Below are 21,814 nucleotides of genomic sequence, written 5' to 3' on the forward strand. Positions count from 1 at the left end.
CGGACGGCGGGGCGCGCTCGGAGACCTCTCACGTCAGGTCCAGCACCCCCCGCCGTACCGCCTCCGACACCGCCGCCGCCCGGTTGTCGACCCCCAGCTTCCGGTAGATCCGCACCAGATGCGTCTTCACCGTCGCCTCGCTCAGGAACAGCGCCTGCGCGATCCCCCGGTTCCCGCACCCCTCCGCCAGCAGCCGTACGACGCCGATCTCACGTGCCGTCAACTCCCGCTCCCGGTCGGGCTCTTCCCCGACGAGCGCCCCCACCAGCTCCGGCGCGAGCCCCAGCGCCCCGGCGGCGGCGCCGCGCACCGCGCGGAACAGCTCCTGCGGCGGCCCGGCCTTCAGGACGTACCCCCGGGCCCCCGCCTCCAACGCCCGTACGACGTCGGCGCGTCCGGAGTAGCTCGTCAGCATCACCACGGCCACCCCGGGAGCCGCAGCCCGCAACCGGCGTACGGCCTCCACCCCGTCGATCCCGGCGGCCCCCGCGAACCGCAGGTCCATCAGCGCCACGTCCGGCGCCAGCTCGGCGGCGAGGCGTACCGCTTCCTCGCCGCTCTCCGCCTCCCCGGCGACGACGAGATCGGCCTCACCCTCCAGCAGGGCACGCAGACCCGCCCGGACGACGGTGTGGTCGTCGGCGAGCAGCAGACGCAGCGCGGTCACCCGGCCACCTCGTCGAGAACCTTCCCGGCCGGCACGGGAATCGACGCGCGCACCCGCGTCCCGTGCCCCGGCGCGCTGCGCACGTCCAGGACACCCCCGCACTCCCGCAGCCGCGCACGGGCGGCCGGCAGGCCGAACCCCCGGGACGGGCCGGTGCGGCCGGGACGTTCCGCGAACCCCAGCCCGTCGTCCCGGATCTCCAGCTCCGCGCCGTCCGGCCGTTGGTGGAGCGTGACGTGGACGTTCACCGCGCGGGCGTGCTCACGGATGTTCGCCAGCGCGCCCTGCGCGACCCGGAACAGGGTCGCGGCGCCCTGCCCGCCGAGTGCCGGGCACGCGGCGCCCGTCGACCGGAACCGGACCCGCGCCGCCGCGCCCTCCGTCTCCGCGCGCTCGCACAACAGCCTGAGCGCGCCCGCGAGTCCGGCCTCCGCGACCGCCGACGGCGTGAGGTCGCTGATGATGCGGCGGGTCTCCGCGAGGTTCGCGTGCAGACCGTCCGCCGCCGCCCGGACCCGGGTCAGCGCGACGTCCGGACGCTCCGCCCAGTCCCGCTCGGCCGCCTGCAACAGCATGACGCCGCCCGCGAGTTCCTGGGCCAGCGTGTCGTGCAGGTCCCGCGCGATGCGCTCCCGCTCGGTCAGCACCCCCGCGCGGCGCTGCTGCCGGGCCAGTTCCTCGCGCGTGGCACGCAACTCCTCGACCAGCCGCCGCCGTCGGTCCGCCTCCCGCCGCAACGTGCCGTACAGCGCGGCCGTCCCCCACACCGCCGCCACCGGTACCAGCATCTCCGGCGTGAAACCGCCGTTGCCGCGCACCAGTTGACCGACCAGGGAGACGGTGACCACGCCCACGGCGAGGCTCGCCGCCCGCCGGTCCAGCACCCGCAGCGCCGCGCAGGCCAGCGGAACCGCCGCCCACACGTACGCGTCGGTCAGCGTCACCGGGGCGCGCAGCACGAGCGCCGTCCACAGCGCGACCAGCGCGGCCACCCAGGTGCGCCGCGCCGCCGTGCCCCACCGGTCGCCGGCCGCCAGGCCGACCCCGTACACCAGCGCCAGCAGCGTGCTGAGCACCACGATGTCGCGGCACAGCGGGTCCCTGTCCGCCGCGGCCCGGACCAGGCCCGCGACGACGACGAGCGCGAACGCGCCGTGCGCGAGGTGGTCCAGGGACCGGCGGGGGGCGGGGGGACGGCGGTCGGACACGGGGACCCCTTGATCCGGTGGAGGAGGGGCGCCGAGTCTAGCGGGCGGCTGTAGGGGCCCTGTCAGTTTTGGCTGTCGGTTTGACAGCTGGGCGCGGGCCGCGCCAACCTCCGCATCGTCAGCGCCAGCTGGAGCCGGAAGCGGCCCTGCGGGGTGCGGACCGGCCAGCCCAGGGACTGTTCCGCGTGCACCAGCCTGTCCTGCAACGTCGAGTGGTGGACGGTGAGTTCGGCTGCCGCCGCGCGCAGGCTCTGGGTGGACGCGACCGCGTGCAGCGTCGCCAACATCCACGGCGCCTCGACCGCCGCACGCTCCAACGCCCGCACGTCCGGCGGCGGTTCGCCACCCGGCACGACCGTCTCCGCGAGCAGCGCGATACCGCCGAGATCATCGGCGTACACGACCCGCTGCCCCGGGTCCCCCGCGGTGCCCTCGGCGGTGAACCGCAGAGCGACACGAGCGGCGGCCCAGGAGCCGGGGAGGGAGAGAAGGGGAAGGACGGGACCCACGCCGGCCCGGGAGGCCGCGGGGCCCGCACCGGCCCGGGGCGCGAGGTCGGTGCGAGTCTCCTGGCCCGGCGGCACCGGGACCACGTACGGCGGCCCGCCCGACGGGGCGACCACACGGGCCCGCGCGTCCGGGGCAAGACCCAGCCCGCGCGCCGCGTGCAGGCGGGCCTGCTCGGAGGCACCGGCATCGAGGAGCGTCTCCACGAGCGCCGGGTCGTCGGAGGGGGCGCGGCCCCGCGTACGGTCCAGGACCCGGCTCACGACACCCGCCGCGCGCTCCAGGATGACGGCGTCGACGACACTGGGCGTGGCTGCCGCCGGGGTGCCGGGCGAGCGGGTCGTGACAGCGCCGGGCGGGCTGGCCGCACCCGCGCCGGGCGGGCTGGTGGCGCCGGTGTCGGGCGGGCTGGTCGCATCCGCGCCGGGTGAGCTGGTAGCGCCTGCGCCGGGCGGGCTGGTAGCGCCTGCGCCGGGCGGGCTGGTCGCACCCGTGCCGGGCGAGCCGTTCGGGCCCGTGCCGGGTGCGTCGTTCGCGTCCGCGCCAGGCAGGGCGTTCGCGTCGGCGCCGGGTGAGTCCGCCGTGCGTTCCAGCCACAGGGCGGGACGGCCGCCCGGGGTGAGCGGTGCGCTGGGCCAGGTCGGGTCGGGGGGTGTGTCGTCGTCCCGGCGGACGCCGTCCGCTTCGACCCGGACCCGGACCCGCCGCTCCTCGTCCACCAACCGCACCGGCACGCCCGCCAGCACGGCGGCCCCCCGCACCAACGCCTCCACCCCGGCCCGGGCCTCGGCCAGCCGGTCGAAGTACGCGATCACCCCCACAGCGGCCCCCGCCACGGGATCCACCGCGCTCAACCGCCCGGCCAGCTCTTTCATACGCCCATCATGCGCCACCCTTTGGGGGGGACCGGCCCCGTGCTACTCCGCGAGCAGCCTCCGCAGCCAGGCCACCTGTGCCCCCTTGGCCGCCTGCGACAGCGCGGCCTGGGGCGCCATTCCGTCGAAGCCGTGGAACCCGCCCGGCCAGACGTGGAGTTCGGCCGTGCCGCCGGACTGCCAGATGCGGGTGGCGTAGGCGACGTCCTCGTCGCGGAAGGTCTCGGCGGAGCCGACGTCGATGAAGGCCGGGGGGAGGCCGGAGAGGTCGGTGGCGCGGGCGGGGGCGGCGTAGGGGGAGACGCCGGCGGTGCCTCGGTCGGGGCCCAGCAGGGCCGTCCAGCCGGTGTCGTTGGACGTCCGGTCCCAGACTCCCCGGCCCGCCATCTGGTACGCGGACGGCGTGTCGTTGCGGTCGTCCAGCATCGGGCACATCAGGAGCTGGCCGAGGGGGCGGGGGCCCTCGCGGTCGCGCAGGAGGAGCGCGAGGGCCGCGGTGAGCCCGCCGCCCGCGCTCGCGCCGGCGATCACCACGCGCTCGGGGTCCACGGACAGCTCGTCCGCGTGGGACACCGTCCACAGGAACCCGGCGTAGACGTCCTCGACCGGCGCCGGGTGGGGGTGTTCGGGGGCCAGCCGGTACTCCACCGACACCACGACCAGGTCCAGTTCCCGCGCCCACTCCAGGACCCCGTCCACGCCCGTGCGGTTGTCGCCGAGGACCATGCCGCCGCCGTGGGTGTGGTAGATCACCGCGCGGGGCCGGGCCGGCGGGGGAGTCGTCGGCGTACAGATCAGCAGGGAGATCGAGGGGGCGCCCTCGGGGCCGGGCACCACCCGGTCCTCGACGGTGAACGCGCCGCCGAGGGTGAGGTCGGCCGGGACCAGGAGCGCGGGCCGCTCCCCCCGCCGCAGCGCCCGCACGTCCTCGATCGTGATGCTGGGCCCGACGACGTCCTTGATCATCTCCAGCGCGGCGGACAGCTCGGGGTCGAAGGGCGGCGGTGACATCGTCGTCATGGCTACTCCTGCTCAGTGGGTGGACTGGAGCCATGTTCCGGCCACGGGAACCTCTCCGGCCCGCCGCCGTACGGCGGATGCTGCCCGCCGACCGGCGGGTGGAGCCGTCTGAGCTGGGCAGGTCGCGTTCCGTGACGCTTCGTTCACCGGATCGCAGTGGAAAGAATCCGGCCGTTGAAGGATCATGGCCAATCCCCACAGCCCCCCACAGCCAAACAGGAGTACCGAACCCGTGAACGTCACCCTGACCGTCTGGCTGGTGACCGTGGCCGCCCTGTGCGTCCTGGTCGCCGTCGACTTCTTCATCGGCAGAAAACCGCACGAGGTCTCCCTGAAGGAGGCCGGGACCTGGACGGTCGTGTGGGTGGTGCTCGCGGTCCTGTTCGGCGTGGGCGTCTGGATCTACGGCGGCGGCCAGTCCGCGGGCGAGTTCTTCGCCGGGTACATCACGGAGAAGTCCCTCAGCGTCGACAACCTCTTCGTCTTCGTCCTGATCATGTCCAAGTTCGCGGTGCCGCCGCAGTACCAGCAGCGGGTGCTGATGGTCGGCGTCCTGGTGGCGCTGGTGCTGCGCGCCGGCTTCATCGCGGCCGGCGCGGCGATCATCTCCGCGTTCTCGTGGGTGTTCTACATCTTCGGCGCCTTCCTGATCTGGACCGCCTGGAAGCTCGTGCAGGACGCCCGCAAGGGCGGGCACGGCGAGGAGGAGTACGAGGAGAGCAAGATGCTCAAGATGGTCGAGGAGCGCTTCGGCGTCGCCGACCGCTACCACGGCACCAAGCTCTGGATCGAGCAGAACGGCAAGAGGGTCATGACCCCGATGCTGGTCGTGATGCTCGCCATCGGCTCGACGGACATCCTGTTCGCCCTCGACTCCATCCCCGCGATCTACGGCCTGACCGACGACCCGTACATCGTGTTCACCGCCAACGCGTTCGCGCTGATGGGCCTGCGCCAGCTGTACTTCCTGATCGGCGGCCTGCTGAAGAAGCTGGTGCACCTCAGCTACGGCCTGTCGATCATCCTCGGCTTCATCGGCGTGAAGCTGTTCCTGCACGCGCTGCACGAGTCCGGCGTGCACGTCCCCGAGATCAGCATCCCCTTCTCCCTCGGGTTCATCGTCCTGGTCCTCGCGGTGACGACGTACACGAGCCTGCGCGCGTCGAAGAGGCGGGAGCTCACGAACTGAGCACGACGAGCTGCCGGGTGGCCCGCGTCATCGCCACATAGTGGTCGACCGCGCCGAACCGCTCGGGGTCCACGAGGACGACGAGGTCGAACTCCAGCCCCTTCACCAGCTCCGGCGACAGCGACCGCACCCGCCCGCCGTCCCCGGCGTACGAGGGCGCCCCGATGACGCAGGCCGTCCCCTCGTCGTGCCCGGCGAGCCACGCGCCGACCACCGGCTCCAGCTCCGACACCGCGCCGTAGGAGACCGGCACCCCCGAACTCCGCACGGACGTCGGCACGTTCGCGTCCGGCAGCACCGCGCGGATCACCGGCTCGGCCTCCGCCATGATCTCCTCCGGCGTCCGGTAGTTGACGCTCAGGGAGGACAGGGCGACCCGGTCGAACCCGACCCGCTCAAGACGCTCCTGCCACGACTCGGTGAACCCGCGCCGCGTCTGCGCCCGGTCCCCGACGATGGTGAAGCTGCGCGACGGGCAGCGCAGGAGCAGCATCTGCCACTCGGCGTCGGTGAGTTCCTGCGCCTCGTCGACGACGATGTGCGCGAAGGGACCGGCGAGCAGGTCGGGTTCGACGACCGGCGCCTGCGGGGTGGCCAGGGAGTTCTGGAGGTCCTGGCCGGTGAGCATGGACATCAGCATGCCCTCCCAGTCGTCGTCGCCGCGCTGGAGGTTCTCCGTGACCTGGGCCCGGTACTCCCGCTCGGCGGCGGCCTCGGCCTCCTGACGCCGCCTGCGCCGGGACGCGCCCGGGTCGCCGAGCCGCTGCCGGGCGGCGTCGAGGTAGGGCAGGTCGGACACGGTCCACGCGTGCGCGTCCGCGCGCTGGAGGCGCCGTACCTCGTCGGGGGCCAGCCAGGGCGCGGCCAGCCTCAGGTACGCCGGGACCGTCCACAGGTCGCCGACCAGGTCGGCCGCCTCGATCAGCGGCCACGCCTGGGACAGCGCCGAGGTCAGCGGCTCGATCTGGCGCAGCATCCGCTGGAACAGCTGGGGCGAGAGGTCGCCCTCGTACTTGTCCCAGAGGATCTCGACGAGCTTCGCCCACACCTCCTCGCGGCCCTCGTTGTGCGGGGTGCCGGGCTCGACGGCGTCGAACGCCTCCGCCCAGTCGCCGGCGGTCAGCGGCAGCAGGACACGGTCGACGGCGAGGGTCATGCCCTCGGCGGGCGGCTCCTCGTAGAACCGCACCGCCCGCTCGACGGCCCGCACCAGCCGCGCCGACTCCTTGAGGCGGGCCACCTCCGGGTCGCCCTCGGGCTTCGCCGTCGCGCCCTCGGCGACCAGGTCGCGCACGATGCACGTCTGCACGCCCTCCTCGCCGAGGCTCGGCAGCACGTCGGAGACGTAGTCCAGGTAGGGCCGGTGCGGGCCGACGAACAGGACGCCGCCGCGCCGGTGCCCGAGCCGCGGGTCGGCGTACAGCAGGTGCGCCGTGCGGTGCAGGGCGACGACCGTCTTGCCGGTGCCGGGACCGCCGTCCACGACGAGCGCGCCGCGCGAACCGGCGCGGATGATCGCGTCCTGGTCGGCCTGGATGGTCGCGAGGACGTCCCGCATCCGCTCCGAGCGGCCCGAGCCCAGCGAGGCGACGAACGCGGACTGGTCGTCGAGCGCGACGCCCTGTTCGAGGCCGTCGGCGGTGAACACCTCGTCCCAGTAGTCGGAGACGCGCCCGCCGGTCCAGCGGTAGCGGCGCCGCGAGAGCAGGCCCATCGGGTTCGCGTGGGTCGCCGCGAAGAACGGCTCGGCGGCGGGGGAGCGCCAGTCGATCAGCAGCCGCCGCCCGTCCTCGCCGGTCAGCCCGAGCCGCCCGACGTACACGATCCCCTCCTCGGTGACCATCCGGCCGAGGCACAGGTCGAGCCCGAACCGGCGCAGGGTGCGCAGCCGCCCGCCGAGCCGGTGCACCTCGATGTCCCGGTCCATGGCGGCCTGCCCGCTCCCGCCGGGCGCCTTCAGCTCGGCGTCCAACAGCCGCGAGGTCTGAGCGATCGACGCCTTCAGGCTCTCGGCGACGGCCGCGAAATGCCGCTCGTCCTCGGCGACCAGCGCCGGGTCGGCCTTCGCGGCCAGCCGCTCCGGCAGGTCGAAGGCGCTGGTGGTGAGGGGGTTCATCAATGACTCCGTACGTTGTTCCGTGGCTCAGCCCGCCACATCGATCAGCAGCTTCGCGGCGACGTCCGCCCCGTCCGCCCGCACCGTCTCGGCGACGGCCTTCGCCCGCACGGCCGTCTCGGGCGCGAGCGCGATCCCGAGCGCCGCCGACAGGGTCTCGTACGTCGGTACGGGACCGTCGTGCGCGGCCCCGATGCCCAGCGCCGCGACCCGGGAACCCCAGTAGGGCTGGTCCACGATCTGCGGGACGACGACCTGCGGCACCCCGGCGAGCGCGGACGTCGTGGTCGTACCGGCGCCCCCGTGGTGGACGACGGCCGCGACCCGGCGGAACAGGGCCTGGTGGTTGATCTCGCCGACGACGTGGCAGTCGGGCCGGCCGTCGACCGGCGCCAGTTCGGCCCAGCCGCGCGCGAGCAGCACCCGGCGGCCCTGGGAGCGCACCGCGGCGACGGCCGCGCGGGCGACCTCGGCGGACGCGTCCTTCAGGGCCATGCTGCCGAAACCGACGTACACGGGCGGCTCCCCGGCCGCCAGGAACTCCGTCACGTCGGCCGGGAGCGGGCGGCCGTCGGGCAGGACCCACGCGCCGGTGTGGACGACAGCGCGGTCCGTCGGGGCGAGCGTCTCGTCGGCGGCGAGCCAGGGGCGGTCGGTGAAGACGTGGTCGCGGACGTTCGCCACGGGCGGCAGGCCGCGCGCGGCGCGGTGGGTGTTCAGGGCCTCCCCGTACAGGGCGTTCACCTTCTCGCCGTCCAGGCCCCACAGGACCATGTTGTCCTTCTCGTCCGGCGGGAACGGCTTGCCCGGACGCGGCAGCGGCGGGTAGTCGGGGGACGGGATCGAGGTCGGCTGGAACAGCGCGAACACGTACGGGATCCCGTTCAGCTCGGCCACCGACCGCGCCCCGGCGGGCAGCAGCCCCGTCGCGAGCAGCACGTCACAGCCCTCGGCCGCCGCGCCGACCGTCTCGAAGTGCTCGGCGACCAGCGCCTTCGCCGTCGCGAAGGGGTCCGGCCGCCCCGGGCCCGACACCAGGGCCCGCACCGACATCCCGAACGGCACGACTTCGGCGCCGACGGCTTCCAGCAGCCGCGCGAATTCCTCGTCCGGCGGTACGCACACCCGGACCTCGGCGCCCCGCGCCCGCAGCCGCGCGGCGACGGCGGCGAGCGGCTCGACGTCTCCGCGCGACCCGTACGACATCAACAGCACACGCATTCCCACAACCCCCAGATACGCAGGTGGAACAGGTCAGGTCGGTGATTGTGCGGGACGGAGGGGGCCTTGCCGCAAGGCCCCCCATGCGTTATAACTTGAGCATGGCAAGGAAAGCCGTTGGGCTCCTTGCCTTTTTGCTGCCCTGCTCCTGTCTTGACTTCGAGAGCGCTCGAAGTCATAGCGTCGGATGTGCCAGAAGATCGTCCGGTGAGCAGGAGACGGCCCATGCGTGTCGGTGTGCACATCAATCGTTTCGACCATCCCGAGGGCGGCGGCGCGCTCGGCGCCGAACTCGCCACGGCGGCAGCCGCGGCGGAGGCGGCCGGGGTCAGCCGCCTGTCGGTGATGGACCACTACTTCCAGATGGAGTTCAACGGCGGCGCCGAGGACCCGATGCTGGAGGCGTACACGACGCTCGGCTTCCTCGCGGCGCACACCTCCACGGTCAAGCTGGGCGCGCTCGTCACCGGCGTCACCTACCGCCACCCCGGGCTCCTCGCGAAGATCGTCACCACCCTCGACGTCCTCTCCGGCGGCCGGGCCTGGCTGGGGATCGGCGCGGCCTGGTACGACCGCGAGCACGCGGGCCTCGGCGTGCCGTACCCGGCGGTCGCCGAGCGGTTCGAGCGGCTGGAGGAGACGCTGCGGATCACCCTCCAGATGTGGGACCCCGAGAACAACGGCCCCTTCGAGGGACGGCACTACCGGCTCGCCGAGACCCTCTGCGTCCCCGCGCCGGTCAGCGCCCCGCACCCCGAGATCCTCATCGGCGGCGAGGGCGAGAAGAAGACGCTGCGGCTGGTGGCCCGGTACGGCGACGCCTGCAACCTCTTCGCCTCCTCCCCCGAGTCCGTGCGCCACAAGCTGGAGGTGCTGCGCGGGCACTGCGAGACCGAGGGCCGGGACTACGACGCGATCACCAAGACGATCACGTACATGGGCGGCGCGGCGGGCGAGGGCGACGCCGAGGCGTTCCTCGCGGACATCGCGGGGTACGGGAAGCTCGGCATCGACACGGTGATCCTCGGGCCGACGACCGGGAACCCGGCCGGGTGGATCGAGGGGTTCGTGGGGCGGGTCGCGCCCCGGCTGGCGGAGCTGGACTGAACGCGCGAGGGCCGGAGCCTCTTCCGGAAGGCTCCGGCCCTGTCGGCGCTGCTGGGTGCGTCAGGCGGCGGCGGGCTCCGTCGCGTGGCCGTGCAGGGTGTTGACGACCTCGGTCAGCTGGGCCACGACCTCGGCGTCGTCCGACGGGTGGGTCTCGGCGAAGCGGGTCAGGGAGCCGGGGATGGAGAGCTTGGCGTCCTCCAGGACCTTGCCGCCGGCGATGCCGACGGCCTTGCGGGCCTCGTCCTGCGCCCAGACACCGCCGAACTGGCCGAAGGCGGTGCCGACCACGGCGGCGGGCTTGCCGGTGAAGGCGCCGGCGCCGTACGGGCGGGACAGCCAGTCGATGGCGTTCTTCAGGACGGCCGGGATCGTGCCGTTGTACTCGGGCGAGAAGAGCAGGAAGGCGTCGGCGGAGCCGGCGGCCTCGCGCAGCTTCGCGGCGGCGGCCGGCACGTTGCCCTCGACGTCGATGTCCTCGTTGTAGAACGGCACGTCGGCGAGGCCCTCGAACAGCACGACCTCGGCGCCCTCGGGAGCGATCTTGACGGCGGCCTCGGCGAGCTGACGGTTGGTCGAGCCGGCGCGGAGGCTGCCGACGAGCGCCAGGATACGGACAGACATGGGTACTCCCAGAAGGACGGAACGATGCTGTGTGGAGATCCGGACCGAGGTCCGTTTAAGGTTCTACCACTCTAACCGGACCAGGGTCCAGTTCCATTCCCGGTGCTTTACGCTGAGTTCATGTCCGCCCTTCTGCCCCCCTTCGTGAGCCCTTCGGACGACTCCTCCGCCGCCCCCGAACTCCTCCAGCTCGGACAGCCGGAGTCCGAGCCGTGCCTGCGGGCGGACGCCGCGCGCAACCGCGCCCGCCTGCTCGACGCCGCGGCCAGACTCGTCGCCGAGCACGGCGCGGCCGGCGTCACGATGGAGGCCGTCGCCGTCGAGGCGAACGTCGGCAAGGGCACCGTCTTCCGCCGCTTCGGCGACCGCACCGGCCTCCTCACCGCACTCCTCGACCACTCCGCGCGCAAGTTCCAGACCGCGTTCATGTCAGGTCCCCCGCCGCTCGGCCCCGGCGCTCCCCCCGTCGAGCGGCTCCACGCCTTCGGCCGCGAACTGCTGCGCACCACCCTCGACCACCTCGACCTCCAGATCGCCGCCGAGGCCCCCGCCGAACGCCGGTACGCCATCGGCGCCGGCCGCTTCCTGCACAGCCACGTCGTGATGCTGCTGCGCCAGTGCGTCCCCGAAGCCGACCACGTCCTGCTGGCCCACGCGCTCCTGGGGTACCTGAGCCCGCCGTTCGTGCACCACATGGTCCGCCAGTGCGGCGAGCCCGTGGAGCGGCTCGAAGCGGGCTGGAGCGACCTGGTGGACCGGGTGACGCGCACCCCCTGCGACTCCTGAGGCGGGTGCCGCCCGAGCCTGCGGAAACACTGTGTGACGAAGGTCTCGTCACGCCCCTGAGACCCTGGTCACAGGGGGTCCCGACCGGCCGGAAAGACGTCGTCCTGAATTCCCCTTGCCCCCCTCCGGCCGCCGCGCGCGCCGGGTCTGCCAAGATGCCGTACGTCATGGTGCAGATACCCAGAACGCCCGTGCCGCCCGCGCCGCGGCCCGTGCCCACCAGCGCCGATGTCGCCCGCCTCGCCGGAGTCTCCCGGGCGACCGTCTCCTACGTCCTGAACAACACCAGCGCGGTCCGGATCAGCGAACCCACCCGCCGCCGCGTCCACGACGCCGCCCGCGAACTGGGGTACGTCCCGCACGCCGCCGCCCGCAGTCTGCGCGCCGGACACAGCCGCATGGTGCTGATGCCCTCCCCGACCGTCGCCGCGGGCCCCCTCTACAGCCAGTTCGTGCACGACCTCCAGCAGTCGCTCAGCCACCTCGGCTACACCGTCGTCCAGTACGGCGCCAGCGGGCTGCGCGGACAGGAGGCCGTGCGCGCCTGGGCCGAACTGCGGCCGGTCGCCGTCCTGGTGCCGGGCACCGGCATCAGCGCCGAGGGCGTCGCCGTCCTGAAACACGCCGGAGCCAAGGCCGTCGTCGCCCTCGCCGCCGGACCCGTCCCGGGCGCCCACACGCTGATCCTCGACCACACCGACGTCGGCCGCCTCGCCGCCCGGCACCTGTACGAGCGCGGCCGACGCCGGATCGGTGTCGTCGTCCCCGTCGAACGCGGGATGGACATGTTCTCCACGCCCCGGCTGACCGGCGTGCGCGCGGAGCTGGCCGGGACCGACGCCGGGGTCACCGAGCTGCCGATGGCCCACACCGAGGAGTCCGCCGCCGAACTCGCCGCCCGCTGGCCGGACTTCGGGCTCGACGGAGTGTTCGCCTACAACGACGAGTACGCCCTTCCGCTGCTGCGCGCCCTCCAGGACAGGGGAGTCCGCGTCCCCGAGGACGTCTCCCTCGTCGGCGCCGACGACCTCCTGATCGCGCGGCTGTCCCGGCCCCGCCTCACCTCCGTCGCCATCCGGCTGCCCGGCGGGCCCGCCCTCGCCGACCTCGTCGACCGCGCGGTGCACGCGCCCGGCACCGAGGCCGAGTACGCGGACGCCATCCAAGTCGCCTTGGTGGCACGGGAGTCCAGCTGAATTCGATGCTGTGAATGTGCGTCACGAGCCGTCGTGATTCTGTTCGACGTGGCTAAGCTGTTGCGCGCTCAACCAATTGGGCCCGCTGCTGTACAGAGCCGCCGAACGGAGAGCCGACATGCCGCTGCTCGACCCCTCGACCTGGCTGACCCACCCCGGCGGGGAACACCCCGTCGTCGAAGCCGCCACCGGCGAACGGCTCGCCACCGTCACCCTCGCCGGCCCCTCGGACGTCGCCACCGCCACCGAGGCCGCGCACGCCGCCCAGCGCGACTGGGCCGCCGCACCCCACTTCGCGCGCGCCGCCGTCCTGCGCAAGGCCGGGGACCTGTTCACCGCGCACGCCCCCGAACTGCGCGACTGGCTCGTCCGCGAGTCCGGGTCGGTCCCCGGCAAGGCCGACTTCGAACTCCACGTCGCCGCCCAGGAGTGCTACGAGGCCGCCGCCCTCGCCTCCCGGCCCACCGGGCACCTCCTGCCCAGCGAACAGCCCCGGCTCTCCTACACCCGCCGGGTCCCCGCCGGCGTCGTCGGCGTCATCGCGCCCTTCAACGCGCCGCTGATCCTCTCCATCCGGTCCGTCGCGCCCGCGCTCGCGCTCGGCAACGCCGTCGTGCTGAAACCCGATCCGCGCACCGCCGTCTGCGGGGGACACGCCCTCGCGGCGGTGTTCGCCGAGGCGGGGCTCCCCGACGGGCTGCTGCACGTGCTGCCGGGCGGCGCCGGGACCGGGGCCGCGCTCGTCGCCGACCCCCGGGTGCCCGTCCTGTCGTTCACCGGGTCCACCGGCGCCGGACGCGCCGTCGGCGAACTCGCCGGGCGCCACCTCAAGCGGGTCCACCTCGAACTCGGCGGGAACTCCGCGCTGATCGTCCTCGACGACGCCGACCTCGACGCCGTCATCTCCACCGCCGCCTGGGGGTCCTTCTTCCACCAGGGCCAGATCTGCATGACCACCGGCCGCCACCTCGTCCACCGCTCGCTCTACGACGAGTACGTCGCCCGGCTCGCCGCCAGGGCCGACTCCCTCGCCGTCGGCGACCCCCACCGGGAACAGGTCCACCTCGGGCCGCTCATCGACGACGGGCAGCTCGCCAAGGTCCACGGCCTGGTCACCGCGAGCGTCTCCGCCGGGGCCAAGGTCGCAGCGGGCGGCACCCACGAGGGGCGCTTCTACCGGCCCACCGTCCTCGCCGACGTCACCGACAACACCCCCGCCTACGCCGAGGAGGTCTTCGGACCCGTCGCCCCCGTACGCCCCTTCGACACCGCCGAAGAGGCCGCCGCCCTCGCCGGCGCGAGCACGTACGGCCTCTCCCTGGGCATCGTCACCCCCGACGTCGCCCGGGGCCTCGACCTCGCCTCCCGCATCCCCACCGGCATCGTCCACATCAACGACCAGACCGTGAACGACGAAGCCGTCGCGCCCTTCGGAGGGCTCGCCGCGTCCGGGAACGGGGCGCGCTTCGGGGGCGAGGCGAACCTCGACGCGTTCACCGACGTGCGGTGGACGACCGTACGCGGGGACGCGGCGCAGTACCCGTTCTAGCTCTCGGCGGGCTTGTCCTGCCCCTGCCCCTGCTGCTCCTGCTGCTCAGCGATCGACTTGCGGACCTCGTCCATGTCCAGCTTGCGCGCCTGCCCGATCACGTCCGCCAGGGCCGCCTCGGGCAGCGCGCCCGGCTGCGCGAACACCGCGACCTGGTCACGGACGATCATCAGCGTCGGGATCGACTGGATCCCGAACGCCGCCGCCAGCTCCGGCTGGGCCTCCGTGTCGATCTTCCCGAACACCAGGTCCGGGTTCGCCTCCGCCGCCTTCTCGTAGACCGGCGCGAACGAGCGGCACGGGCCGCACCACGCCGCCCAGAAGTCGATCAGCACGAACTCGTTCTCGGTGACCGTGCTGTCGAAGTTCTCCTTGGTGAGCTCGACCGTGCTGCTCATGGTGTCCAACCTCTTCTGTGGGGATCTCGTGGGCGTCCGTCCCGGCAAACACGGCCCGGGGCATCGGTATTCCGGGCCCCTACCCCTGTGGCCCCCGCGTACGCCACCCACCAGACTGGGCCCCATGAGCGAATCGGAAACCCTTGCGTACGACGTGATCGTCATCGGCGCCGGACCCGTCGGTGAGAACGTCGCCGACCGTACGAGGGCGGCGGGCCTCAGCACCGCGATCGTCGAGAGCGAACTCGTCGGGGGCGAGTGCTCCTACTGGGCCTGTATGCCGAGCAAAGCGCTGCTGCGGCCGGTCATCGCCCGCGCGGACGCGCGCCGGGTGCCGGGGCTGCGCGCCGCCGTCGCCGGGCCCCTCGACGTGCCCGCCGTCCTCGCCAACCGCGACTCCTTCACGTCCCATTGGAAGGACGACGGGCAGGTCGGCTGGGTCGAGGGGATCGGGGCGGAGCTGTACCGGGGGCACGGGCGCCTCGCCGGTGAGCGGACCGTGCAGGTCGGTGACAAGGTCCTGACCGCTCGGCACGCCGTGGTCGTCGCGACGGGGTCGCGGGCGGCCCTGCCAGATCTGGAGGGGCTCGCCGAGGTGCGGCCCTGGACCAGCCGCGAGGCGACGAGTTCGCAGAGCGTGCCGGGGCGGCTGGTCGTCGTCGGCGGGGGAGTGGTCGCGGTCGAGATGGCCACCGCCTATCAGGCGCTGGGCTCGCGGGTGACGGTGCTGGTGCGGGGGAGCGGGGGGCTGCTGCCGAGGATGGAGCCCTTCGCGGGCGAGCTGGTCGCCGAGGCGCTCACGGAGGCGGGGGCGGAGATCCGTACGGGGGTGACCGTCGCGTCGGTGAGCCGCGAGGACGGCACGGTACGGGTCGCCCTCGACACCGGGGACGTCATCGAGGCGGACGAGATCCTCTTCGCGACGGGCCGCGCGCCGCGTACGGACGACCTGGGCCTGGAGACGGTCGGCCTGACGCCGGGTACGTGGCTGGACGTGGACGACACACTCCAGGTGACCGGCGTGGACTGGCTCTACGCGGTGGGCGACGCCAACCACCGCGCGCTCCTCACCCACCAGGGCAAGTACCAGGCCCGCATCGCGGGCGCGGCGATCACGGCCAGGGCGGCGGGCGACCCCCTGGGCCCCGCGCACAGGGCGGTCGCCGACCATGACGCCGTCCCGCAGGTCGTCTTCACGGACCCGGAGGCGGCTTCGGCGGGCCTGACCCTGGCCGAGGCGGAGTCCGCCGGGCACCGGGTCCGCGCGGTGGACGTGGAGCTCTCGTCGGTGGCGGGGGCCGGCCTGTACGCGGAGGGCTACCGGGGGCGGGCGCGGATGGTCGTGGACCTGGAGGAGGAGATCGTCAGGGGGGTGACCTTCGTGGGCCCCGGAGTGGGGGAGCTGATCCACTCGGCTACGGTCGCCATCGCCGGGCGCGTGCCGGTGGACCGGCTGTGGCATGCGGTGCCGGCCTATCCGACGGTCAGCGAGGTGTGGTTGCGGCTGCTGGAGGCGTACCGGGATCAGTAGCGGGGCCGGCGGCTGGGGGCTACGGCAACGCGAACCCCAGCCCCTGCGCCGCCTCCCTCGGCGTCCCCTGCCCCCACCTCCGCGCCAGCACCTCGTTCGCGGCCAGCGACCTCAGCTCGGCCCGGTCCAGGTACAGCCCGCCGTCCAGGTGGTCCGTCTCGTGCTGGACGATCCGCGCGGCCCAGCCCGAGAAGACCTCGTCGACGATCCGGCCCGTCTCGTCCTCGCCCTTGAGACGGACCTCGGCGTGGCGGGCGACGACCGCCTGGTAGCCGGGGACGCTCAGGCAGCCCTCGTAGAACGCGGCCCGTCCGGGGCCCACCCCTTCGTACGAGGGGTTGACCAGGACCCGGAACGGCTGGGGGGCGCGGCTCCTCGCCGCCTTGATCTCCTCCGGGACCGTCGCCGGGTCCTCGATCACCGCGATGCGCAGGGGGACGCCGACCTGGGGGGCGGCGAGGCCCACTCCGGGGGCCGCGCGCATCGTGGCGCGGAGGGCCTCGACGAAGCGGGCCAGCAGGGAGGGGGCGAGCTGGCCCTCGTACCGGGGTGTGCCGGCGCGCAGGACCGGGTCGCCCGCCGCGACGATCGGCAACGGGCCGTCCGTGGCGAGGAGTTGCTCGATCCGGTCCGTGAGGGGGGTGTTCGGGGGTGTCATCGGGTCAGGATGCCACGCGGGCGACAGGGTGTGACGCAGGTCACTGAAATCGGCGGGAACTTGTGGGCCCCGCCACCCGACTACTGGACCGCAACAGCTGACCGTCCCCGTCCCCAGCCCCCGGAGAACCCCGCCGATGTCCACCGCTCCCCCGATCACCACGGACGACGCCCCGACAGCGGACCCGGCGCCCAAGAAGCGGGGCCCGTGGGCGCCGCTGCGTCCGCTCGTCCTGCGGCTGCACTTCTACGCCGGAATCCTGGTCGCCCCGTTCCTGCTCGTCTCCGCGCTGACCGGCCTGCTCTACGCCGCCTCGTTCCAGGTGGAGAAGATCGTGTACGCCGATGAACTCACCGTCCCGGTGGGCGAGTCGAAGCTCCCCATAGCGGAGCAGGTCGCGGCGGCGCGCAAGGCGCACCCGGAGGGCACGGTCTCGGCGGTCAGGCCCTCGCCGAAGGACGACGCGACGACCCGCGTCCTGCTGTCCGGCGTGCCGGGCGTCGAGGCCACGCACACGCTCGCCGTGTTCGTGGACCCGTACACGGCGAAGGTGAAGGGCGACCTGGAGCAGTACGGCTCGACGGGCGCCCTCCCGGTCCGCACCTGGATCGACGAGTTCCACCGGGACCTGAGGCTGGGTGAGAACGGCCGCCTGTACAGCGAGTTCGCGGCGAGCTGGCTGTGGGTGATCGCGCTGGGCGGCGTCGTGCTGTGGTTCTCGCGGCGCAGGGCGCTGCGGAAGGTGCGCGGTACGAGTGGCCGCCGCCGCACCCTGGGCCTGCACGGCGCGCTGGGCGTCTGGGTGGCGCTCGGCTTCGTGTTCCTGTCCGCGACCGGCCTCACCTGGTCGAAGTACGCGGGCGAGAGCGTCACGCAACTGCGCACGTCCCTCGGCCAGGCGACCCCGTCGGTGTCGTCGGCGGCGTCGGGCGGCGAGCACGCCGGACACGGCTCCGCCTCGGCGGCGGGCGGCACGGGCGAGCACGGCGTCGGCCTGGACAAGGTCCTCGCGGCGGCGCGGGCGAAGGGGCTCGGCGACCCCGTGGAGATCGTGCCGCCGGCCGACGCGGAGTCGGCGTACGTGGTCCGGCAGATCCAGCGCAGCTGGCCGGAGAAGCAGGACGCGGTGGCCGTGGACCCGGGGACGGGACAGGTCACGGACACGGTGAGGTTCGCGGACTACCCGGTGCTGGCGAAGCTGACCCGCTGGGGCATCGACCTGCACACCGGGATCCTCTTCGGCCTGGTCAACCAGATCGCGCTGGCGCTGCTCGCGCTCGCGCTGGTCACGATGATCCTGCTGGGCTACCGGATGTGGTGGCAGCGCGGACGGGGCAGGGCGTTCGGGCGGCCGATCCCGAGGGGCGCGTGGGCGGAGGTCCCGCCGTACCTCCTCGTACCCGGCATGGCGCTGATCGCGGCGCTGGGCTACTTCGTCCCGCTGCTCGGGATTCCGCTCGCCGGGTTCATCGTCGTGGACGTGGTGCTGGGGGAGATCGCGCACCGCAGGAAGAAGACGGCGGCCTGACGACACGTACGGGGCCCGGTTCCACGCACGGAACCGGGCCCTACGCCGACTATGCCTCCAGTTCGGTGTTCGCGCGTCGCGTCACGACCTCCAGCACCCGCCCCGCGACGGCCAGTTCCTCTTCCGTGAGCCCGGCGTAGATCCGCGCCGACGCCTCCGCGATCTCCGCACTGGCCGCCGCGAAGAGCGCGCGCCCGGCGAAGGTGGGCCGCAGGAGGTGCGGGCCGTCGAAGAACTCCAGGTATCCGCGCGCGGCGAGGGCGGTCACCGCCTCCTTCGACACGGCGGGGTCGTTCTTGAGGTCGCCGGTGAGCCGTGCCGCGAGGTCGTCCGGTGTGAAGGGTTCCTCGGCGTCGAGCGCCGCGCGCAGCGCGAGGTGGTCGAGGAAGCCGAGCCGGTGCCGGTCGAGGACGCGCTCGGCGACCGCGCGTCCGGCGTGGTGGGCGAGGCCGATGATGCGGCCGTCGACAGTGGTCATGACGTCTCCCGAGTGGTGTCGGACAGTGTCAGGGGTGTCTCCAGCAGCAGGCGCAGGTCGTCCGCGAAGGCCGTCGCCCGCGCGCTGTCCTGCCCGCCGAGCGGCGCCAGCAGCTGGTCGAGCAGCTCCCGCACGACCCCGATGGCGCGCCGGGTCACCGCGGCACCCTCCTCCGTGAGGGTGAGCCGCATGGCGCGCGGGTCGCGGGGGTCCTTCTCCCGTGAGAGCAGCCCGGCGGACTCCAGGGCCCGCGCCAGCTTGGAGACGTACAGCGCTTCGAGCCCCGTCCGGTCGGCGAGCCGGCGCTGGCTGGGCCGTACCCCCGCCCGCCGCATCCCGTGCAGCGAGGCCAGGACGACGTACTGCGCGTGCGTCAGGCCCAGCGGGGCCAGCGCGCGGTCCACCGCGACCCGCCACTTGCCCGCGAGGCGCCAGACCAGCGAGCCGTGCGTCGCCTGTTCGTTCCCGGTGCTCATGGATCGATACGGTACATGGCTACTATGTCCATGGCTACCATCCGGGCGAAGCCGCCGGACAAGACCCGCCCCACGGGGCTAGGTTGACCCCATGAGCAACCTAGATCGGGCCCCGGCCCCCGCCGTCTGCGGCGGCCGGGGATTCGTCGTAGCGGAACCGGTACGCGAACTCCTCACCCCCCGCCGGGTCCAGCTCGGCGGGTCCACCGAGGTCCGCCGCCTGCTGCCGAACCTGGGCCGCAGGATGGTCGGCGCCTGGTGCTTCATCGACCACTACGGCCCCGACGACATCGCCGGCGAACCCGGCATGCAGGTCCCCCCGCACCCCCACATGGGCCTCCAGACCGTCAGCTGGCTGCACGAGGGCGAGGTCCTGCACCGCGACTCCACCGGCAGCCTCCAGACGATCCGCCCCCGCGAACTGGGCCTCATGACCTCGGGCCGCGCGATCAGCCACTCCGAGGAGAGCCCCCGCGACCACGCCCGCCTCCTGCACGGCGCCCAGCTCTGGGTCGCGCTCCCCGACGCGCACCGCCACACGGAACCGCGGTTCGAGCACCACGCGACGCTCCCCGAGGTCACCACCCCCGGCCTGACCGCGACCCTGATCCTCGGCACCCTCGACGGCACCGCCTCCCCGGGCACCGCCTACACCCCCATCACCGGCGCGGACCTCACCCTCACCGAGGGCGCGGACGTCCGCCTCCCCCTCGACCCCGGCTTCGAGTACGCGGTCCTCGCGATGTCCGGCGAGACCCACGTCGACGGCGTCCCCGTCCTGCCCGGCTCCATGCTCTACCTCGGCTGCGGACGCACCGAACTCCCGCTGCGGGCGGGCTCGGACGCGAGCGTGATGCTCCTGGGCGGCGAACCCTTCGAGGAGGAACTCGTCATGTTCTGGAACTGGATCGGCCGCTCCCAGGAAGAGATCGAACAGGCCCGCGCGGACTGGACGACCGGCACCCGCTTCGGCGAGGTCAAGGGCTACGACGGCGACCGGCTCCCCGCCCCCGAACTGCCCACGACTCCGCTGAAGGCCCGGGGGCGGGTGCGCTGACTGCCGGAATGCCTGAGCGTCCGTCGTCGCCGTGGAACGGGGCGCTGATCGGGAGTCGAGCCTGCGGCTGATCGTTTCCCAGGAACGGCCGAGTCGGAGGGAGCCGGAAGGAAGCCGTCCACACTCCGTCAGGTGCCGACGGCGGGCAGCCCGGGGGCCGCCGCACGCCTGACCTTGCCCAGGGAGTTCTTCGGCAGCGAGGCCACGAAGCGGACCTCGGCGGGAACCTGGTACGGCAGCAGCCGGGCGCGGCAGTGCGACGCCAGCTCCGTCGCGTCCAGTGGCCCCCGGGCGACGACTGCGGCCCGCACCCGCTCCCCGGCACTGTCGCTCGCCTCGCCCCACACCACTGCCTCGACGACCGCCGGGTGCGCGAGCAGCACTTCCTCCACTTCGAGAGGGTTCACCTTCCTGCCACCGACGTTGACGAAGGTGTCCTTGCGCCCGACCAGACACAGATGCCCCTCGGGACCGAGGCGGGCCACATCGCCTGTCCGGTACCAGCCGTCGAGGAACGCGCGCCGTGTGGCCTCGGGGTGACCGAGATAGTGGGTGAACATCGCCGGTGTCCGCACCAGCAGCGCACCCGCCTCACCCCGGGGCACGTCGTGCCCCTGCTCGTCGACGACCCGGACCCGCACACCGGGCATGGGCCGGCCGACCCCCGGTTCCCCGGGCCGCTGCGCGGCGATGACCCCGGCCTCGGTGCACCCGTACACCTGCCGGACGGCTGTCCCGAGCTGTTCCTCGGCCCGCCGCGCCACCTCGGGCGGCAGCGCGGCTCCCGAGGACAGGCACAGCCGCAGCGCATATGACGGGCGTGCGGACGACGGGGCCGCGCGGATCACCAGGTCGTACACCATGGGCGCGCCGACCAGCACGGTGCAGGCGTGCTCCTCCAGGGCCCGCAGGAGTCGCGCGGGCGTGAAGCGGCCGAGCAGGACGAGCTGTGCCCTGGCGTGCAGCGCGGTGACCAGCCCGGCGACCGTTCCGAAGGAGTGCGGCAGCGGGACGGCGAGCAGGATGCGGTCTTCTCCGGTGATGCCGTAGGCGCGTGTGTAGATGTCGCCGCCGTGAACGAGGTTGCGCTGAGTGTGCACGGCCTGCTTGGGCTCCCCGGTCGAGCCGGAGGTGTACTGGTGGAGGAACGCCGCGTCGGGCGCCGGGGGTGAGGAGGGCTCTTCGTCGGCCGCGTCGGCTGCGTCGTCCGGGGGCCCCGCGGGGAACTCCACGGGGACGAGGAGACAGCCGGAACCTTCCAGCGTGCTGAGTTGTGCCGAACGTCCCACGACGGACAGGGAACCTGCCTCGTCCCGGACGGCGAGCAGACGCTCCCGCGAGACGCCGGGTTCCAGCGGGACCAGGCGCAGCCCGAGCCGCGCGGCGGCGAGGAAGGCGACGGCACAGTCGGGGGTGTTCTCCAGGAGAAGCCCCGTCGTGCCGTGCCCGGTGAGCCCGCACGAGCGGAAACGGCGTGCGGCGGCCCATACCCGTCGGCGCAGTTCGCCGTAAGTGAGGACGGCATCCTCACCGCGCAGGGCGACGGCGTGCGGGGCGTCGCGGGCGGCGCTGTCCAGCAGTTCGGCGAGGGTCGCGGGGACATCGGACGCGGTGGACATCGGT

Annotated in this window: 20 protein-coding genes; 8 read left to right on the forward strand and 12 right to left on the reverse strand. The window is 73.5% G+C overall.

The window, feature by feature from the left end:
* Positions 1–28: 28 nt before the first annotated feature.
* The 4 genes from PV682_RS13285 to PV682_RS13300 form a co-directional block, all read right to left on the reverse strand.
* The gene (locus tag PV682_RS13285; RefSeq protein ID WP_319729012.1) at positions 29–667 is read right to left on the reverse strand and encodes a response regulator transcription factor; all 639 of its coding nucleotides are present in this window, start codon (positions 665–667) and stop codon (positions 29–31) included.
* A complete protein-coding gene (locus PV682_RS13290; RefSeq protein ID WP_319729014.1) occupies positions 664–1,875 on the reverse strand; it encodes a sensor histidine kinase in 1,212 nt (403 codons plus the stop codon). Before PV682_RS13290 ends, PV682_RS13285 begins: the two co-directional genes overlap by 4 nt.
* A 62-nt stretch (positions 1,876–1,937) precedes the next feature.
* Entirely contained in the window at positions 1,938–3,257 is a 1,320-nt protein-coding gene (locus PV682_RS13295) for a helix-turn-helix domain-containing protein (protein ID WP_319729017.1), read from the reverse strand.
* 42 nt (positions 3,258–3,299) lie between these two features.
* Complete coding sequence (locus tag PV682_RS13300) at positions 3,300–4,277, reverse strand: alpha/beta hydrolase (protein WP_319729019.1); 978 nt, start codon at positions 4,275–4,277, stop codon at positions 3,300–3,302.
* Between the two features lie 232 nt (positions 4,278–4,509).
* Between PV682_RS13300 and PV682_RS13305 the strand changes: the two genes are divergently transcribed.
* Positions 4,510–5,466: a TerC family protein gene (locus PV682_RS13305; RefSeq protein ID WP_319729021.1), complete on the forward strand. Its 957-nt coding sequence runs from the start codon at positions 4,510–4,512 to the stop codon at positions 5,464–5,466.
* Here the strand turns inward: PV682_RS13305 and helR are convergent.
* Together helR and PV682_RS13315 are read right to left on the reverse strand one after the other, a co-directional pair.
* A complete protein-coding gene (gene helR / locus PV682_RS13310; protein ID WP_319729023.1) occupies positions 5,456–7,582 on the reverse strand; it encodes an RNA polymerase recycling motor ATPase HelR in 2,127 nt (708 codons plus the stop codon). The two genes, PV682_RS13305 and helR, sit on opposite strands and share 11 nt — an antisense overlap.
* A gap of 27 nt (positions 7,583–7,609) precedes the next feature.
* Positions 7,610–8,803, reverse strand: a complete 1,194-nt coding sequence (locus PV682_RS13315; protein WP_319729026.1) for a glycosyltransferase — start codon at positions 8,801–8,803, stop codon at positions 7,610–7,612.
* 225 nt (positions 8,804–9,028) lie between these two features.
* Between PV682_RS13315 and PV682_RS13320 the strand changes: the two genes are divergently transcribed.
* Positions 9,029–9,910, forward strand: a complete 882-nt coding sequence (locus PV682_RS13320) for an LLM class F420-dependent oxidoreductase (protein ID WP_319729029.1) — start codon at positions 9,029–9,031, stop codon at positions 9,908–9,910.
* Between the two features lie 60 nt (positions 9,911–9,970).
* Here PV682_RS13320 and PV682_RS13325 read toward each other — a convergent pair whose 3' ends face one another.
* Positions 9,971–10,534, reverse strand: a complete 564-nt coding sequence (locus PV682_RS13325) for an NAD(P)H-dependent oxidoreductase (protein ID WP_319729031.1) — start codon at positions 10,532–10,534, stop codon at positions 9,971–9,973.
* Between the two features lie 120 nt (positions 10,535–10,654).
* Between PV682_RS13325 and PV682_RS13330 the strand changes: the two genes are divergently transcribed.
* The 3 genes from PV682_RS13330 to PV682_RS13340 all read left to right on the forward strand — a co-directional run bounded on the left by PV682_RS13330 (position 10,655) and on the right by PV682_RS13340 (position 14,065).
* Positions 10,655–11,320 carry a TetR/AcrR family transcriptional regulator gene (locus tag PV682_RS13330; RefSeq protein ID WP_319729034.1) on the forward strand — a complete coding sequence of 222 codons (666 nt, stop codon included), beginning with the start codon at positions 10,655–10,657 and terminating at the stop codon, positions 11,318–11,320.
* A gap of 155 nt (positions 11,321–11,475) precedes the next feature.
* A complete protein-coding gene (locus PV682_RS13335; protein ID WP_319729035.1) occupies positions 11,476–12,516 on the forward strand; it encodes a LacI family DNA-binding transcriptional regulator in 1,041 nt (346 codons plus the stop codon).
* Positions 12,517–12,634: 118 nt separating this feature from the next.
* The gene (locus PV682_RS13340) at positions 12,635–14,065 is read left to right on the forward strand and encodes a benzaldehyde dehydrogenase (RefSeq protein ID WP_319729036.1); all 1,431 of its coding nucleotides are present in this window, start codon (positions 12,635–12,637) and stop codon (positions 14,063–14,065) included.
* Here the strand turns inward: PV682_RS13340 and trxA are convergent.
* Positions 14,062–14,628, reverse strand: a complete 567-nt coding sequence (gene trxA, locus PV682_RS13345) for a thioredoxin (RefSeq protein WP_319729037.1) — start codon at positions 14,626–14,628, stop codon at positions 14,062–14,064. The genes PV682_RS13340 and trxA overlap by 4 nt on opposite strands.
* Between trxA and PV682_RS13350 the strand changes: the two genes are divergently transcribed.
* Complete coding sequence (locus PV682_RS13350) at positions 14,588–15,994, forward strand: dihydrolipoyl dehydrogenase family protein (protein WP_319729038.1); 1,407 nt, start codon at positions 14,588–14,590, stop codon at positions 15,992–15,994. The genes trxA and PV682_RS13350 overlap by 41 nt on opposite strands.
* 19 nt (positions 15,995–16,013) lie before the next feature.
* Here the strand turns inward: PV682_RS13350 and PV682_RS13355 are convergent, their stop codons facing one another.
* Entirely contained in the window at positions 16,014–16,652 is a 639-nt protein-coding gene (locus PV682_RS13355) for a peptide deformylase (RefSeq protein WP_319729040.1), read from the reverse strand.
* A gap of 136 nt (positions 16,653–16,788) precedes the next feature.
* On the opposite strand from PV682_RS13355, the gene PV682_RS13360 reads away from it, so the two are divergent.
* Positions 16,789–18,180 (forward strand): PepSY-associated TM helix domain-containing protein, encoded by a 1,392-nt coding sequence (locus PV682_RS13360; RefSeq protein WP_319729042.1) that lies wholly within the window; start codon positions 16,789–16,791, stop codon positions 18,178–18,180.
* Positions 18,181–18,229: 49 nt separating this feature from the next.
* On the opposite strand, the gene PV682_RS13365 is transcribed toward PV682_RS13360, so the two are convergent.
* Positions 18,230–18,658 carry a MarR family transcriptional regulator gene (locus PV682_RS13365; RefSeq protein ID WP_319729044.1) on the reverse strand — a complete coding sequence of 143 codons (429 nt, stop codon included), beginning with the start codon at positions 18,656–18,658 and terminating at the stop codon, positions 18,230–18,232.
* The gene (locus PV682_RS13370) at positions 18,655–19,134 is read right to left on the reverse strand and encodes a MarR family winged helix-turn-helix transcriptional regulator (RefSeq protein WP_319729046.1); all 480 of its coding nucleotides are present in this window, start codon (positions 19,132–19,134) and stop codon (positions 18,655–18,657) included. The genes PV682_RS13365 and PV682_RS13370 overlap by 4 nt, the downstream gene beginning before the upstream one ends.
* A 91-nt stretch (positions 19,135–19,225) precedes the next feature.
* Here PV682_RS13370 and PV682_RS13375 point away from each other — a divergent pair, with 91 nt between their 5' ends.
* Complete coding sequence (locus PV682_RS13375; RefSeq protein WP_319729049.1) at positions 19,226–20,191, forward strand: pirin family protein; 966 nt, start codon at positions 19,226–19,228, stop codon at positions 20,189–20,191.
* Positions 20,192–20,319: 128 nt separating this feature from the next.
* Here the strand turns inward: PV682_RS13375 and PV682_RS13380 are convergent, their stop codons facing one another.
* The gene (locus PV682_RS13380; protein ID WP_319729052.1) at positions 20,320–21,810 is read right to left on the reverse strand and encodes a class I adenylate-forming enzyme family protein; all 1,491 of its coding nucleotides are present in this window, start codon (positions 21,808–21,810) and stop codon (positions 20,320–20,322) included.
* Positions 21,811–21,814 lie beyond the last annotated feature (4 nt).

It is taken from the genome of Streptomyces niveiscabiei (assembly GCF_033794345.1).
In the GTDB taxonomy this organism is placed as follows: domain Bacteria; phylum Actinomycetota; class Actinomycetes; order Streptomycetales; family Streptomycetaceae; genus Streptomyces; species Streptomyces niveiscabiei.

Coding starts and splice junctions, on each gene's coding strand:
- PV682_RS13295 (WP_319729017.1), bottom strand. CDS start 3,257: ATGAAAGAGCTGGCCGGGCGGTTGAGCGCGGTGGATCCCGTGGCGGGG.
- PV682_RS13300 (WP_319729019.1), bottom strand. CDS start 4,277: ATGACGACGATGTCACCGCCGCCCTTCGACCCCGAGCTGTCCGCCGCG.
- helR (WP_319729023.1), bottom strand. CDS start 7,582: ATGAACCCCCTCACCACCAGCGCCTTCGACCTGCCGGAGCGGCTGGCC.
- PV682_RS13315 (WP_319729026.1), bottom strand. CDS start 8,803: ATGCGTGTGCTGTTGATGTCGTACGGGTCGCGCGGAGACGTCGAGCCG.
- PV682_RS13320 (WP_319729029.1), top strand. CDS start 9,029: ATGCGTGTCGGTGTGCACATCAATCGTTTCGACCATCCCGAGGGCGGC.
- PV682_RS13325 (WP_319729031.1), bottom strand. CDS start 10,534: ATGTCTGTCCGTATCCTGGCGCTCGTCGGCAGCCTCCGCGCCGGCTCG.
- PV682_RS13330 (WP_319729034.1), top strand. CDS start 10,655: ATGTCCGCCCTTCTGCCCCCCTTCGTGAGCCCTTCGGACGACTCCTCC.
- PV682_RS13335 (WP_319729035.1), top strand. CDS start 11,476: ATGCCGTACGTCATGGTGCAGATACCCAGAACGCCCGTGCCGCCCGCG.
- PV682_RS13340 (WP_319729036.1), top strand. CDS start 12,635: ATGCCGCTGCTCGACCCCTCGACCTGGCTGACCCACCCCGGCGGGGAA.
- PV682_RS13350 (WP_319729038.1), top strand. CDS start 14,588: ATGAGCGAATCGGAAACCCTTGCGTACGACGTGATCGTCATCGGCGCC.
- trxA (WP_319729037.1), bottom strand. CDS start 14,628: ATGACGATCACGTCGTACGCAAGGGTTTCCGATTCGCTCATGGGGCCC.
- PV682_RS13355 (WP_319729040.1), bottom strand. CDS start 16,652: ATGACACCCCCGAACACCCCCCTCACGGACCGGATCGAGCAACTCCTC.
- PV682_RS13360 (WP_319729042.1), top strand. CDS start 16,789: ATGTCCACCGCTCCCCCGATCACCACGGACGACGCCCCGACAGCGGAC.
- PV682_RS13365 (WP_319729044.1), bottom strand. CDS start 18,658: ATGACCACTGTCGACGGCCGCATCATCGGCCTCGCCCACCACGCCGGA.
- PV682_RS13370 (WP_319729046.1), bottom strand. CDS start 19,134: ATGAGCACCGGGAACGAACAGGCGACGCACGGCTCGCTGGTCTGGCGC.
- PV682_RS13375 (WP_319729049.1), top strand. CDS start 19,226: ATGAGCAACCTAGATCGGGCCCCGGCCCCCGCCGTCTGCGGCGGCCGG.
- PV682_RS13380 (WP_319729052.1), bottom strand. CDS start 21,810: ATGTCCACCGCGTCCGATGTCCCCGCGACCCTCGCCGAACTGCTGGAC.